The organism is Mesorhizobium caraganae (assembly GCF_016836705.1).
Classification (GTDB): domain Bacteria; phylum Pseudomonadota; class Alphaproteobacteria; order Rhizobiales; family Rhizobiaceae; genus Mesorhizobium; species Mesorhizobium caraganae.
The window spans coordinates 1,252,870-1,267,362 of record NZ_JAFCGY010000001.1 but is presented as its reverse complement, the minus strand read 5'-3'; the positions used below and the strand labels follow the sequence as shown (position 1 = coordinate 1,267,362).

Genomic DNA, 14,493 nt, shown 5'->3' with positions numbered 1-14,493 from the left:
AAGTGTGAAGCGGTTTTCGGACGACATCATGCTTTATCTCTCTGATTTAGAGACGGATTTAGATTTCAGGTCGACTCGACCTGAAATCATCCGGCTCTAGGCGCGATCCAAGAGAGCCTGGGCCTCTTTGACCGCGTGTGAGCCTCTGTTGTGCGTCCGCTCATAGAGTTCGCGAACGATTCGGCTTGCCGTAGTCTCGAAGAGAAATGGCAAGAAAGCGTGAACAAGCGCGGCTCCGGCAGCCATCAGGAGGCGCGAGGAGAACCAGGCGGCAAAAGCCATGTGGCTGAAATAGGTTTCGCCGACCTTGGCCGGGTGCGAGGTGAAAAGCTTCGAAAACAGCGTCGTCATGGTGATCCCTCCAGCCGGGATAAGCCCCGATGCTGGGTATCATGCCACGGGCAAAAGGTTCATCGGTCTCAATTTGTCCTTGCCTAACGCTGTAGTTCGGGACATTCATCCCAACATGGCGCTTGAATTCGATGAAATAGACCGAAGATTGCTGGCCGAACTGCAACGCGACGGCACGCTGTCGGTCGACCAGCTCTCGGAAAAAGTATCTCTGTCGCGCAACGCCTGCTGGCGGCGGGTCAAGCGGATGGAAGAGGACGGCGTCATCACCGGCCGGGTGGCGTTGGTCGATGCCGACAAGCTCGGGCTCGGGCTTTCGGTGTTCATCCTGATCCGCACCTCCAACCACGATCCGGACTGGCTGCAGAAATTCCGCGCGGCGGTGACCGGCTTTCCCGAGATCACCGGGGTCTACCGTATGTCCGGCGATCTCGACTATGTGCTGCGCGCCCGCGTCGCCGATGTGAAGGCCTATGACCGGCTCTACCAGCGGCTGATCGCCAAGGTGGCGCTGTCCGATGTTTCGGCTTCATTCGTCATGGAAGAGATCAAGGAGACGACGGTCGTGCCCGTGGAACTGCGCTAGGTCATCGTGACGCCGCAAAGAAAGCCGTTGATAGCGTGGCGGGCGAGTTGACCGAATCGCGGTTCGCGCCGATAGGATCGATTTTATGCGCGCAGCCCTCCACACCTCCTCCGTCATTGGTCCCACTGTCGGCTTCGTTCGGTTGCCGCATGGTGAAGGACTTCCCCTCCCCGCCTATGAAAGCACCGGTGCCGCCGGCATGGATTTGCGCGCCGCGGTCCCGGATGACCGGCCGCTGCTGATCCTGCCGGGCAAGCGCGCCTTGGTGCCAACCGGGCTGATCCTGGAGATACCCGAGGGGATGGAAGGCCAGGTGCGGCCGCGTTCCGGCCTTGCCTTCAAGCACGGGCTGACCGTCCTCAATTCACCAGGCACGGTCGACAGCGATTATCGCGGCGAGGTCAAGGTGCTGCTGATCAACCTCGGCGACGAGGATTTCGCGGTGACGCGCGGCATGCGTATTGCCCAGATCGTGTTTGCCACGGTAACGCAGGCGACGGTCGAGGAGCGCAGCCTGGCCGGCGGCACAGCGCGCGGCGCGGGCGGATTCGGATCGACCGGCACCGCCTGAATGCTGGGCCGTATTTCAATCATATTGAACCATTCTACCGGGTGAATTCGAGCCAAATCCTTCGCCCTGCGGACTTGGCCGTGCTACCAGCACGACCTGCGCCGCAGGGCTCGACCTTGACCCGAATTCCCTCCGACAGAATGGTTCAGTATGACTGAAACACGATCCCTTCCAAAACTGGTCATCTTCGACTGCGACGGGATCCTCGTCGACACCGAGAACCTTGCCAACCGGCGGCTTGCCGAGTGGCTGACGGCCGCCGGTTATCCCACCACATTCGAATATTGCCGCAAGCATTTCTCCGGCCGCAGCATGATCTCGGTGCAGAAAGAGATCGAAGCTTCGACCGAAGCCCGGCTCGGCGCCGATTTCGTCGATCGCTGGAACGCCGGTCTGCCGGATTTGTTCTCGCACGGCGTCGAGGCGATCCCTTATATCAGCGACTTCATCGAAGTGGTGCGCACGGCCGGCATCGCCTACTGCGTCGCCACGTCCGCACGCATCTCGAAGATGCACATCACGCTCGGCCAGACCGGGCTGCTGCCGCTGTTCGAGCATGCAATGTTCTCGGCTACCATGGTCAGCCGCGGCAAGCCGTTCCCGGACCTGTTCCTGCATGCGGCAAAGACCATGGGTTTTGCGCCCGCCGACTGCATCGTCATCGAGGACAGCGTCGCCGGGACACAGGCCGGCGTTGCCGCCGGCATGCGCGTCTATTCCTATCATGGCGATCCCTATTCCGACCGCGATGGCCTGGCCGACGCCGGCGGCGTCCTGTTCGATGACATGCGCGCACTGGCGGGGCTGGTGCCGATCCACTGATGCGGGCAGTTGCCAGGCTGGACGCTTTGGGAGGCTGTGCTACGGTCCGCGCGCCCGACAGCCTGAGGCACCCATGCCAACCAACCTGCTTCGCTTCATCCTCGCCCTAGTGTTGCTGCCATGGCTGTGGACGGCAGCGGGCGCGCAGGCCGTAAGCTTCCCGGAGTTCGGCAGCGCCATCCCTGGCCACAAGGATGTCACTTATCTCGACCTCGCCAGGATGGTCATTCCCGACCTGACCGGTGACAGTAACGGCTTCTATAAGGGCGGATTGCCGATCGAGATGCGCCACATCGAGGGACCTGATGGCGGAGGTTCGCCACCCGAGACGTCAGGCCTCTCCAACGCCGGCGTGCTTGCGGTCAAAGCCGGCGGCAAGGACCGGCTGGTGATGCTCTATGACCTCGGCGACTCTCCCGACAGCGCCGAAGGCTATGCCGTGCTGGCGCTCTACGACATCACCGGAAAGCCGAAACTGCTCGACGCGGTCAATGTCGCCGTCGACCGCAGCACCTATTTCCGCGAGTCCGGCAAGCTGTCCGTCGGCGCCGGCGACGATGTCCTCATCACCATGAGCACGCATTTCAATTCAAGCCAGGGCTATGTGATCACGCCGCTGATCATGGTGCGCGATGACAAGTTCGAACTGGTCGACATGATCTACACATTCGACGAGAACCTCTGCGCCTACAGGCGCACGCAGGATGTGGCGTTCCAGACGATCGCCGACGGACAGCCTTATGCCGCAATCAAAGTGACGGTGACGGATGCCACGGCGTCCAGCGATGAAAGCTGTGATGAGCAACCGCCCGAGCCTGAGTCTCATGCGATTTCCGTCACCTATCATTGGGACAAGACGGCATCCCACTACGTCAAGGATTCCGATGCGCTGGACAAATTGGCAGGAGAGAACGCCAAACGCTTCTGAGCCAACCGCATTCGTTTGCCCGGTGCAAATCGGCACGATAGAATCCGCAGACAGTTCCGCACATGAAGGGAAGCACCATGGACAAGGGCAAGATCTTTCGCGACCTGCACGCCTCGACCTTCGTCATGCCCAATCCATGGGATGTCGGCACGACCAAGCTTCTGGCCTCCTTCGGCTTCAAGGCGCTGGCGACGACCAGCGCCGGCTTTGCCTTTTCGCGTGGCCTGCCCGACGGCGCGGTGACATTCGAGGCGATGATCCACCATTGTCGCGAGGTGACGGCTGCGACCAGCCTGCCGGTTTCGGCCGATCTCGAGAAGGGCAAGGGCGACAGCGCCGAGCAGGCGGGCGAGACCATTTTCGCCGCTGAGGCCGCCGGCCTCGCCGGCTGCTCGATCGAGGACCATACGGGCGATCCGGACAAGCCGATCTATGAGTTTTCGCACGCCGTCGAGCGCGTCGCCGCGGCAGCGGAGGCGGCGCGCGCGCTCAAGCATGATTTCGTCTTCACCGCCCGGGCCGAGAATTTCCTGTGGGACAAGCCGGACCTCGACGACACGATCAAGCGGCTGCAGGCCTTCGAGAAGGCCGGTGCCGATGTGCTCTATGCGCCTGGCCTCAACGATGTCGAAACGATCCGGAAAGTCTGCTCGGCGGTGAGCCGGCCGGTCAATGTCATGGCACTGCCGGGTTTCACCATCGCCGACCTCGCCATGGCCGGGGTCAAGCGCATCTCGCTTGGGCCTTGGCTGACCAATTTCGCCTTCGGCATGCTGGAAACAGCGGCGCGCGAGATCCAGCAGGACGGCACGTTCGGCTTCACCCGCGCCGCTATGCCGTTCAGCAGGCTGCAGGCGCTGTTTGCCAAGTCCTCAGGCTAAGAGGGGCCTGGCGCATGACGCTCACCGTCGTCGACATGCACACCGGCGGCGAGCCGCTCAGGATCATCACCAGCGGCTATCCCGATATCCCCAAGGGCACGATCCTGGAGAAGCGCGCCTACGTGCGCGACCATCTCGACCACTTGCGCAAGCTGCTGATCTTCGAGCCGCGCGGCCACTACGACATGTATGGCGCGCTGCTGGTGGGGCCCGACCTGCCCGGCGCCGACCTCGCCGTGCTGTTCATGCACAATGAGGGCTATTCGACAATGTGCGGCCACGCCATCATTGCGCTCGGCCGCTATGCTGTCGACCAAGGCCTGGTGGCGAAACAGGAGCCAATCACGACCGTCAACATCGAGGCGCCATGCGGCTTGGTCGTGGCTTCGGTGGACGTCAGGGACGGCAAGGCCGGCGCCGTGTCGTTCGAAAGCGTGCCGGCCTTCCTGTTTGCCCGCGACCAACAAATCGACTTGGCAGGATACGGCAAGATTATCTTCGACATCGCCTATGGCGGCGCCTTCTATGCGCTGGCCGATTGCCATCAATTCGCTCTGGAATTCGGCCGCAGCCGGGTGCGCGATTTCGTCGATGCGGCAACGGCGCTAACCGAGCGGCTGAAGGCGGAGTTCCCGCTATCGCATCCCGATCATCCCGATCTCGCTTTCCTTTACGGCACCATTCTGACCGACGGGGGCGATGCGTTTTCCGGCGAGGCGACGAAAAATGTCTGCGTCTTTGCCGATGCCGAGGTCGACCGTTCGCCGACCGGCTCCGGCGTCACCGCAAGGCTGGCGTCAATGCATGCCAAGGGCGAGATCGAGATTGGCCAGGAGCGGACCTTCGAAAGCATCGCAGGCTCGCGCTTTTCCGGCGCCGTGGCGCGCACGACCAAGGCCGGGCCGTATGAGGCTGTTATCGCCCGTGTCGGCGGCCGCGCCTATTATTCGGGGCGAGCCGAGTTCACTGTCGAGCCGGATGACGACTTGGGGCGCGGTTTTCTTCTGCGTTGAAAGGCCTATCGCCTGGCGCTCTCCCGCGCGCCGATCGCCTTGTGCAGATGGACCATCATGGCGGCGGCGAAGAGCGGCGTCAAAAGGTTGAGCAGCGGCACGGCGAGGACGGCGGCGATGAGCAGTCCGGCCAGAAACACCGTGCCGGCATATTTCCTGCGCAACGCCCTCGCCTCGTCTTCCGGGCGAAAGCGCATGGCGGCGAATTCGAAGAATTCGCGGCCTAGCAGGTAGCCGTTGACGATGAAGAAGGCGGCGATGTTGATGCCCGGCACGAGCAGAAGCAGCAGGGCTACGATGTTGCCCAGGATGACGACGCCGAGGAACTTCACCGACAGCACCAGCGAGCGCAGCGCCGGCATGGCCCTGCCGGCCGGGTCGCCAGGAAAGTCGGTGCGCTCGACCACTTCGGCGATGTCGTCGAGAAACAGGCCGGCTACGATTGCCGTCACCGGCGCGATCAGCAACGCCATCCCGAAGGCAAGCGCGATGGCCGCGATGATGCCGCTCAGCCATCCGGCCCAGGACGGCAGGCCGGGCAACAGCGAGTGAACCCACGGCAGGGCCAGCCAATCGAGAAGCCCGGTCAAGGCGAACCACAAAGCGACCAGCGCCAGCACGGTCAGTCCAAGTGTCTTCAGGAAAACAGCGCGGAATTCGGGAGAGAACAGGCGGCTGAAGGCGGCGCGGGCAGCGTTGGAGATCACGGCGTTTCCACCCCCGGAACAAACTCATATCTCCGACATAGGCGGAGACCCGGCCAGCCGCAAGCCTGCTGGAGCGGACGCAATTCCGGACAGAAACTAGCGCGCCAGCGCCGGCGAACGGGCGGGGATGGTCATCGCCGCAACGCCGGCGACGACGCAACCCATGCCCCAGAACGCCGTCGGCCCGAGGCTCTCGCCGAGGAACAGGACACCGATGCCGACGCCGATCGGCACGCGCAGATAGGCCTGCGATGTGGTGCCGACCGAACCAAGCGTGTGGATGAGACGGAAGAATATGCAGAAGGCCAGCGCCGTGGAGAACACCGACAAGGCCAGCAGGGCCAGGATGGACGCCATCGAAGGCGCCAGCGTCCACGGGCGGTCGACCACCAGGCTCAAGGGTACGAGGATGACCGCGCCGCACAGCATCGAGCCGGCGGCCGGGAGCATCGGGTCGAGTCCCCTAAAGCCGCGGCCGAAAATGGCAGCGCCGGCATAGCAGACGGTCGCCGCGACAACCGCAAACTGCGCCCACAATTGATGGCCGAGCCCGCCAAGCGCCTGGGTGCCGACGATCAGGCAAATGCCGGCAATGCCGGCGCCGACGCCGAACAGCTTGCGTGCGGTCACCTGCTCGTGGCGGGTGATGAGCGCGGTCAGCAGGAAGGTGAAGATCGGCGATGTCGCGTTGAGGATGGTAGCAAGGCCGGCATCGATGGAGCGCTCGGCGGCGGCGATCAGCGTGAACGGCACGACGCTGTTGAGGCAGGCCTGGACCATGAAACGCCACCAGGTCGCGCTGTCCTTCGGCATGGCGAGGCCGCGCCAGCGGATCAGCGCGAGCAGGATGCCGCCGGCGATCAAGGTTCTGGCTGCTATGAAGGTGATCGGCGGGATCGTCTCGACACCGATCTTGATGAACGTATAGGACGCGCCCCACAGAGCGGCCAGCGCGCCAAGCAGCGCCAGTTCGGTGGTCATGTCGGTCTTTGCTTGCATGCCTGTCAGTGCCTTCAGCTGCTGTGATCGAAGTTCCTCTAATCCGCTGCGGGGAGGAAATGCTTCGATGACGACACAACTGTAGCCGCACATCACCACAGTGCGCATGGTCCAGTTCGATTTGACGGCTAGGCAAAACCCGTCCCGATTACATCGGGACGCGGCTCTATTTTTGTTTGACCACGATCTTGTCCGAAAACCGGGTTCCACTTTTCGGGATCATGGTCTAGACCCGCGCCCGGCCGGCGTGGCAGAAAGCCGGCAGATTCCAAGGCGGAGACATTGATGCCGGATTATGACGTGCTTTGCATCGGCAATGCCATTGTCGACATCATCGCCCAGTGCGACGACGCTTTTCTCGAGACCAACGGCATCATCAAGGGTGCGATGAACCTCATCGACACCAGGCGCGCCGAGCTGCTCTACAGCCGCATGGGCCCGGCGATCGAGGCCTCCGGCGGCAGCGCCGGCAACACGGCGGCGGGCGTCGCCAGTTTCGGCGGCCGCGCCGCCTTCTTCGGCAAGGTGTCGAACGATCCGCTCGGCGAAATCTATGCCCATGACATCCATGCCCAGGGCGTTGCCTTCGATACCAAACCGCTCGAAGGCCAGCCGCCGACGGCGCGCTCGATGATCTTCGTCACCCCCGACGGCGAGCGCTCGATGAACACCTATCTCGGCGCCTGCGTCGAACTCGGGCCGGAAGACGTCGAGGCCGATAAGGCATCCGGCGCCAAGGTGACCTATTTCGAGGGCTATCTGTGGGATCCGCCGCGCGCCAAGGAGGCGATCCGGCAGACGGCGAAGCTGGCGCACGCCGCCGGACGCGAAGTGTCGATGACGCTGTCGGACTCGTTCTGCGTCGACCGCTACCGGGAGGAGTTCCTTGAGCTGATGCGCTCGGGCACCGTCGACATCGTCTTTGCCAACAGCCACGAGATCAAATCGCTCTACCAGACCAAGTCCTTCGACGAAGCGCTGGAGGCTATCCGCAAGGACTGCAAGATCGCCGCCGTCACCCGCTCCGAAAAGGGCTCGGTGATCGTGCGCGGCGACGAGACCGTCACCATCCAGGCGACGACGATCCGCGAACTGGTCGACACCACCGGCGCCGGCGACCTCTATGCCGCCGGTTTCCTCTACGGCTATACGGCCGGGCGCAGCCTGAAGGATTGCGGCGATCTCGGCTCGCTCGCTGCCGGGCTGGTGATCCAGCAGCTCGGGCCGCGACCGCGGCAGAACTTGCGCAGCGCGGCCCAACTGGCCGGGCTGCTGTAGTCCCGCTGCGTCACCTCTGGCGAGGCGTCAAACGACGTCTCTGTCGTGCGCCCGTCACAGAGGCCTCCTACATGCACAGTGAGGCGTCTCGCGACTGACATTTCGGGACGCCCACAGACAGTTGGGGTGTCCAAATGCAAGACAGCAACCGGTCAGGTCGCTGCGCCTGTTGTCACCGCGCTTTCCGCTTTCCGTTGTAGCCATTCAACAACCGGCCGCAGCCTGGGAGGAGAGCGCGTGGCCAGCAAGACAGATGTATGACCAGATTTCAGACCCCGACGGACGGAATCTCGCAGGAGGCCCTGGCTGGCCTCGTGGCCGAGGCGGTGCAGCAGGCGCTGGTCCAGCACGGCATAGCCCTGGATCCGCAGGCATTGGCTTCGGCCGGCGCCGTTGCCGGCAGCATCGCCGCCGCCTTGACTTTCCTTTCGCAGACACAGCGGCTCGCCATCGATACCGTCAGAGGCGAATGGACCGCATTCGCTACCGAATTCGTCCAGTCGATGGTGGACAAGGCCGCGCGCCGAGCTACGGCGCCTCGCAATCCAGCCGCGGTTGACGAGCCAGCTCCTGCAGCCGATGCAGACAAGGCCGCATCTCCCCAACCCGGGGAGCGGATGCTTCAGTCGATGCTGATCGAGGACTGGGCCGGCGAAGTCGCCGGGTCGACCTATCTGGAGGAGAAATTTCGCATCCCGCGCTCGACGCTGCATCGCTGGCAGCGGCGCAGCGAGGTCATTGCGCTGCGCAAGGGCGGCCGCAAGCATGTCTTCCCGCTGGCCCAGTTCGTCGACGGCAGGCCGGCGGCAGGTATCAGAGCAGTGCTGTCGGAGATCGTCAATCCGAGGCTTGCCTGGTTCTGGCTGACCCGCGCCGCGCCGGAACTTGGCGGCCGCGTTCCGATCGAGATGCTCAAGCAAGACATGGTGCAGGAAGTCGTGCTGGTCGCGCGCGGATTTGCGACGACCTGATTTTCCACCTCGATCGAGAACGACCAGCTGTTCGCGCCTTTGGCAGTACTAAGCCAGGTAAATAAATTTCACAAAACAGTCATAGTTGAATTCGAAGGGCGCTCTGTGCCATATATCTCCATATATCTCCGTCTCTTATGTGCAGTTTGTGCCATTTGTGCCATATTGTCAAATATATGACGTGATAATTGCGCAACAATACTTTTCGAAGAGTCCAAAAACTGCGTTCCCGACACAATCTCTGTTGATCGCCGCCATGGCATAGGCCATGTCGAAGGCGAGAGCGCGGCGCGATGCGCGGCTTTCAATATGGGGTGAATCGGCAGGCCTTGGAGCCATGTCCGACCTGATTTTGAACCTTTGACTGGAGATTCAAGAAAATGAACATCAAGAGCCTTCTTCTCGGCTCCGCCGCGGCCCTGGTCGCGGTTTCGGGCGCGCGCGCCGCCGACGCGGTCGTCGTCGCCGAGCCGGAACCGGCCGAATACGTCAAGATCTGCGATGTCTACGGCGCCGGCTATTTCTACATCCCCGGCACCGAAACCTGCCTGCGCATCGGCGGCTATGTCCGTTACGACATCGGCGTCGGTGATTCCGGCTCGTTCGATGGCGCCAACCATGTCCCTGACCATCAGGATGGTGACACGCATTCGAGCTACTCCAAGAACGCCCGTTTCACGCTGAAGACCTGGACAGGCCAGGAAACCGAACTCGGCACCTTGAAGACTTACACCGAGACCCGTTTCAACTTCGGCAACAGCAACGGCGACTATCTTGATCAAGACGCTTCCAATGCCAACGACTGGCAGGGCCGCAACAAGTCGCTGTCGCTGCGCTACGCCTACATTCAACTTGGTGGCCTGCGCGTCGGTAAGGACGACACGGCTTTCGATACGTTCACGAACTATGCCGGCGCCGTCATCCAGGATACGCTGGTTCCGTACGGCGGACAGGAAAGCAACGTCGTTCAGTACTACTTCGATGCAGGCAACGGATTTTCCGGAGTGGTTTCGCTCGAAGAAGGTGCCGGCGCGGTTGGCACCATCGACAGTTACGTTCCGCATGTCGTCGGCGGCTTGAAGTACAAGGGCGACTGGGGTTCGCTTTCGGGCGTCGTCGCCTATGACAGCAACTACGAGGAAGTGGCGGGCAAGGTCCGTTTGGACGTCAATGTCAGCAAGGAGTTCTCGCTGTTCGTCATGGGCGGCTACGGCACCGACGACAACCTCACCGACGACGCGGGCAATGCCATCGACGCTCACGGTCGCGGCTTCTACAAGCAGTGGGGCGGCAACTGGGCCATCTGGGGCGGCGGCACCTACAAGTTCAACGAAAAGACTGCGTTCAACGCCCAGGTCTCCTATGACGACTGGAAGAATCTCGGTGTTGCCGCGAACGTTGCCTATACCGTTGTGCCTGGCTTCACCGTTACGGCCGAAGTTGATTACCTCAATGCCGGCAAATTCGGCGACGCAGACTTCAACAACTGGACCAAGGCCAACAAGAAGAGCAGCCTCGGCGGTATCCTCCGCTTCCAGCGCTCGTTCTGATTGATCGATCTCGACAAAAAAGGCCCGCAGCGCACGCTGCGGGCCTTTTTCATTCGAGCACCGGGCGTTGCTGTGTCGTCGCGATGAGCGCTTCGCTCAGGCGGATTGGCGAAGCTCCCCGGCTTCGGACCCCAAAGCGTCGGTGGTGACCAGCCGGTCGCGACCGTTTTTCTTGCCGATGTACATGAGCCGGTCGGCGAGCGCGACCAGCGCGTCCGGATCGGCAGCCTCCGTCGGATAGATCGCAACGCCGACAGTGCAGCCGACATGGATGTCGCCACCCGGAGCGGGAACCTTGATGCGCAGCCGCTCAAGCACGCGCTCCGCCACGCGCACGGCCTTCTCCCTGGCCTGCTCCGCGTTCCCCGAAAACAGGAAGGCGAACTCGTCGCCGCCAAGGCGCGCGACGAAATCAGCGCTGCGCAGGATGGCACGAAGCTTGTCCGACACGCGCTGCAGCAACGCATCGCCGGCCTCGTGGCCGAGCGTGTCGTTGACCTCCTTGAAGCGGTCGAGGTCGATGAACAGAAGGCCCGCCGCGTCGCCGGAGCCGGCGCACCGGTCGATCACCGATTTCAGCTCGTTGTGGAAGGCGCGCCGGTTGGGCAGGTCGGTCAACGCGTCGTGGTTGGCCGAATGGTCGCTCTGCTGTTTGGCGAGCTCGATCTCGCGCTTTTGCGCGGAGAGCTCCTCATTGGCGGCCTTCAGCTCCAAAAGCAGCTCGGCGTTGAGATCCTCGACGACCTTGCGGTCGCTAATGTCGACGACGAAGCCTTCCAGGAATTCCAGTTCGCCGGCCTCGTCCCAGACGCCGCCGCCGATCTCGCGGACCCAGAGCGGCTCGCCGACCTGCGGCACGATGCGGTAGTCGACGTTCCAGTTGCAGCGCGCCTCGAGCGCGGTGTCGACGGCGGCATAGACGGCGGCAAGATCATCCGGATGGATGGCCGAGACGTAGTCGCGCACCGCGTTGTGGATGAAATCGCTCGGCCGATAACCGCTGACGGTGAAAATGCCGTCGCTGATATAGAGCATGGTGTAGGACGCATCGTTGCGGCAACGGTAGAGATAACCGTCCATGCGGCCGGTGATGCTGAGCAGCGCGTCGAGCCGCTCGTCGTGGTAGACCCCCTGGCCAACCGCGGATGCAGAAACCCCGTCATGCTTCATGGCCGCACCCCCGTTAGCGGTCTGAGCGCGCCGTAGATGCCTTAACGGCAAGTCGGCGAGAAGGGTTCTATATCAGCTGAATATTATCAATCTCTTATGGAGCGGCGCGAATGGGCCATCGGTGCAAGCGTTCGGCGACACGAGCCGCTGCCAACGCCAGCGACTCTGCCCAAGCAAGAATAAAGACAGTCCGCGGCGCGGACCGCTCGTCAAGCCCCCGCCGTATACGCGGCAATCGCCGCCATGTTGACAATGTCACTGTCCTTGGCGTTGAGCGAGACGATCTGCACCGGCTTGTTCAAGCCGACCAGCAGCGGGCCGATGACGGTGGAGCCGCCGAGTTCCTGCAGCATCTTGGTCGAGATCGAGGCCGAGTGGAACGCGGGCATGATCAGCACGTTGGCCGGGCCGGTCAGCCGGATGAACGGATACTGCGCCATGGCGCGGGCGTTGAGCGCGACGTCGGCGGCCATCTCGCCATCATATTCGAAATCGACCCGGCGCTTGTCGAGGATGCGCACCGCTTCCTGCACCCGCTCGGAGCGTTCGCCCTGCGGGTGGCCGAAGGTCGAATAGGCCAGCATGGCGAGCCGCGGTTCGTAACCCATGCGGCGGGCAAAGCCGGCCGCTTCCTCGGCGATGTCGGCGATCTGCTCGGCATTGGGCATGTCGTGCACGGCGGTGTCGGCGACAAGCACGGTCTTGCCCCGCGCCAGCACGATCGACACGCCGATGACGCGATGGCCCGGCTTGGCGTCGATGATGCGGCGGATGTCATCGAGTGCGGTCGAATAGTTGCGGGTCACCCCGGTGACGATGCCGTCGGCATCGCCCAGCGCCACCATGCAGGCGGCAAAATGGTTGCGATCGTTGTTGATCAGGCGCTGGCAGTCGCGAAACAGGAAGCCTTTGCGCTGCATCCGCTCATAGAGAAAGTCGGTGTAGATGCCGTTACGGCGCGACAGCCGGGCATTGATGATCTCGATGCCTTGCTTGTTCAAGTCGATGCCGGCGTGCCTGGCATTCTCCTTGATGACATCGTCGCGGCCGAGCAGGATTGCGGTGCCGAGCTTCTGGTTCACATAGGAGACGGCGGCGCGCATCACCTGCTCTTCCTCGCCCTCGGCAAAGACGATGCGCTTGGGTTGGCGGCGGACGCGATCGTAGATGCGCTGCAAGGTGGAGGCGATCGGGTCGCGGCGGGCGGAAAGCTCCTGCGCGTAGCGGTCGAGATCGAGGATCGGCTTGCGGGCGACGCCTGACTCCATCGCCGCCTTGGCCACGGCGAGCGGAATGGCCGAGATCAGGCGCGGATCGAACGGCACCGGAATGATGTAGTTGGGGCCGAATTTCGGCCGGTTGCCCTGATAGGCGGCGGCGACATCGTCGGGCACGTCCTTGCGCGCCAACTCGGCCAGTGCGCGGGCGGCGGCGATCTTCATGTCGTCATTGATGGTGGTGGCCCTGACATCCAGCGCACCGCGGAAGATGTAAGGGAAACCCAGCACATTGTTGACCTGGTTTGGATAATCAGAACGCCCGGTGGCCATGATGGCGTCGGTGCGGATCTCGGCCACTTCCTCCGGCGTGATTTCCGGGTCGGGATTGGCCATGGCGAAGATGATCGGGTTCTTGGCCATCGACTGCACCATCTTGGTGGTCAACGCGCCCTTGGCCGACAGACCGAGGAAGACATCGGCGCCATCAAGCGCTTCGGCCAGGCTGCGCGTATCGGTCTTGACCGCATGCGCCGATTTCCACTGGTTCATGCCCTCGGTGCGGCCTTGAAAGACCACGCCTTTGGTGTCGCACAGAATGATGTTTTCCGGCGCAAAGCCCATCGCCTTCATCAGCTCGATGCAGGCGATGCCGGCGGCACCCGCGCCGTTGCAGACCATTTTCGTGGTCTTCATGTCGCGGCCGGTGATCTCCAGCGCGTTGATCAGTCCGGCGGCGGAGATGATGGCGGTGCCGTGCTGGTCGTCGTGGAAGACCGGGATGTCCATCAGTTCGCGCAGCCGCTGCTCGATGATGAAGCATTCCGGCGCCTTGATATCCTCGAGGTTGATGCCGCCGAAGGACGGCCCGAGGAAACGCACGCAATTGATGAATTCGTCGGCATCCTCGGTGTCGACCTCGAGATCGATGGAATCGACATCGGCGAAGCGCTTGAACAGCACCGCCTTGCCCTCCATGACCGGCTTGGAGGCCAATGCGCCTAGATTGCCGAGGCCGAGAATAGCGGTGCCGTTGGAGATGACGGCGACCATGTTGCCGCGCGTCGTGTAATCGAAGGCGCGGCTGGGGTCCTCGGCGATGGCCAGGACCGGAACCGCGACGCCAGGCGAATAGGCGAGGCTCAAATCGCGCTGCGTGGCCATCGGCTTGGTGGCGACGACCTCCAGCTTGCCGGGGCGGCCCATGGCGTGGAATTCCAGCGCCTCCTGGGCGCTGACGGACGGGCCGCTGTTTTCGGTTTTCTTGGCCATGATGCTTTTGATTTCCTCGCCGATGCCGGACCCTTGAGACGGGTGCGTGTTTTTGACCTTCCGGATTAAGGCTACACGCCACCGCTGTAAACCGCCAAGCGATCTTCACACCCGGCCGCGCTAAATCTCTCGAACTCGGGCAACGTCGAGTTGGCGGCGGCACAGACTTGCCGCAAG

14 protein-coding genes are annotated in these 14,493 nt (G+C 62.8%); 9 read left to right on the top strand and 5 right to left on the bottom strand.

The annotated features are described in order from the left end of the window. Nucleotides 1–96 precede the first annotated feature (96 nt). Nucleotides 97–351, bottom strand: a complete 255-nt coding sequence (locus JQK88_RS06165; RefSeq protein WP_192249690.1) for a DUF6356 family protein — start codon at nt 349–351, stop codon at nt 97–99. A 115-nt stretch (nt 352–466) separates the two neighbouring features. Between JQK88_RS06165 and JQK88_RS06160 the strand changes: the two genes are divergently transcribed. From JQK88_RS06160 to JQK88_RS06135, 6 genes are all read left to right on the top strand, one after another. After that, nucleotides 467–937, top strand: coding sequence for an Lrp/AsnC family transcriptional regulator (locus JQK88_RS06160; RefSeq protein ID WP_192249688.1), 471 nt, complete (start codon nt 467–469; stop codon nt 935–937). 85 nt (nt 938–1,022) lie between these two features. Beyond that, nucleotides 1,023–1,508, top strand: a complete 486-nt coding sequence (dut, locus tag JQK88_RS06155) for a dUTP diphosphatase (RefSeq protein WP_192249685.1) — start codon at nt 1,023–1,025, stop codon at nt 1,506–1,508. Nucleotides 1,509–1,658: 150 nt separating this feature from the next. Next, nucleotides 1,659–2,330, top strand: coding sequence for an HAD family hydrolase (locus JQK88_RS06150; RefSeq protein ID WP_203277761.1), 672 nt, complete (start codon nt 1,659–1,661; stop codon nt 2,328–2,330). A gap of 73 nt (nt 2,331–2,403) precedes the next feature. Then, complete coding sequence (locus JQK88_RS06145) at nt 2,404–3,258, top strand: hypothetical protein (protein WP_192249679.1); 855 nt, start codon at nt 2,404–2,406, stop codon at nt 3,256–3,258. 77 nt (nt 3,259–3,335) lie between these two features. After that, on the top strand, nt 3,336–4,139 hold the full coding sequence (locus JQK88_RS06140; RefSeq protein ID WP_203277760.1) for an isocitrate lyase/PEP mutase family protein: 804 nt from the start codon (nt 3,336–3,338) through the stop codon (nt 4,137–4,139). Between the two features lie 14 nt (nt 4,140–4,153). Next, nucleotides 4,154–5,152: a proline racemase family protein gene (locus JQK88_RS06135; RefSeq protein WP_203277759.1), complete on the top strand. Its 999-nt coding sequence runs from the start codon at nt 4,154–4,156 to the stop codon at nt 5,150–5,152. 5 nt (nt 5,153–5,157) lie between these two features. Here JQK88_RS06135 and JQK88_RS06130 read toward each other — a convergent pair whose 3' ends face one another. Continuing rightward, on the bottom strand, nt 5,158–5,859 hold the full coding sequence (locus tag JQK88_RS06130; protein WP_192249672.1) for a sulfate transporter family protein: 702 nt from the start codon (nt 5,857–5,859) through the stop codon (nt 5,158–5,160). A gap of 96 nt (nt 5,860–5,955) precedes the next feature. Then, nucleotides 5,956–6,858, bottom strand: a complete 903-nt coding sequence (locus JQK88_RS06125; protein ID WP_246749740.1) for a DMT family transporter — start codon at nt 6,856–6,858, stop codon at nt 5,956–5,958. A 285-nt stretch (nt 6,859–7,143) separates the two neighbouring features. Here JQK88_RS06125 and JQK88_RS06120 point away from each other — a divergent pair, with 285 nt between their 5' ends. The 3 genes from JQK88_RS06120 (at nt 7,144) to JQK88_RS06110 (ending at nt 10,657) form a co-directional block, all read left to right on the top strand. Further along, complete coding sequence (locus JQK88_RS06120) at nt 7,144–8,136, top strand: adenosine kinase (RefSeq protein ID WP_203277758.1); 993 nt, start codon at nt 7,144–7,146, stop codon at nt 8,134–8,136. Nucleotides 8,137–8,393: 257 nt separating this feature from the next. Next, the gene (locus JQK88_RS06115) at nt 8,394–9,107 is read left to right on the top strand and encodes an antitoxin Xre/MbcA/ParS-like domain-containing protein (RefSeq protein ID WP_203277757.1); all 714 of its coding nucleotides are present in this window, start codon (nt 8,394–8,396) and stop codon (nt 9,105–9,107) included. 380 nt (nt 9,108–9,487) lie between these two features. Next, nucleotides 9,488–10,657: a porin gene (locus JQK88_RS06110; RefSeq protein WP_203277756.1), complete on the top strand. Its 1,170-nt coding sequence runs from the start codon at nt 9,488–9,490 to the stop codon at nt 10,655–10,657. Nucleotides 10,658–10,753: 96 nt separating this feature from the next. On the opposite strand, the gene JQK88_RS06105 is transcribed toward JQK88_RS06110, so the two are convergent. Next, on the bottom strand, nt 10,754–11,827 hold the full coding sequence (locus JQK88_RS06105) for a sensor domain-containing diguanylate cyclase (RefSeq protein ID WP_203277755.1): 1,074 nt from the start codon (nt 11,825–11,827) through the stop codon (nt 10,754–10,756). A gap of 209 nt (nt 11,828–12,036) precedes the next feature. Continuing rightward, a complete protein-coding gene (locus tag JQK88_RS06100; RefSeq protein ID WP_203277754.1) occupies nt 12,037–14,316 on the bottom strand; it encodes an NADP-dependent malic enzyme in 2,280 nt (759 codons plus the stop codon). Nucleotides 14,317–14,493 lie beyond the last annotated feature (177 nt).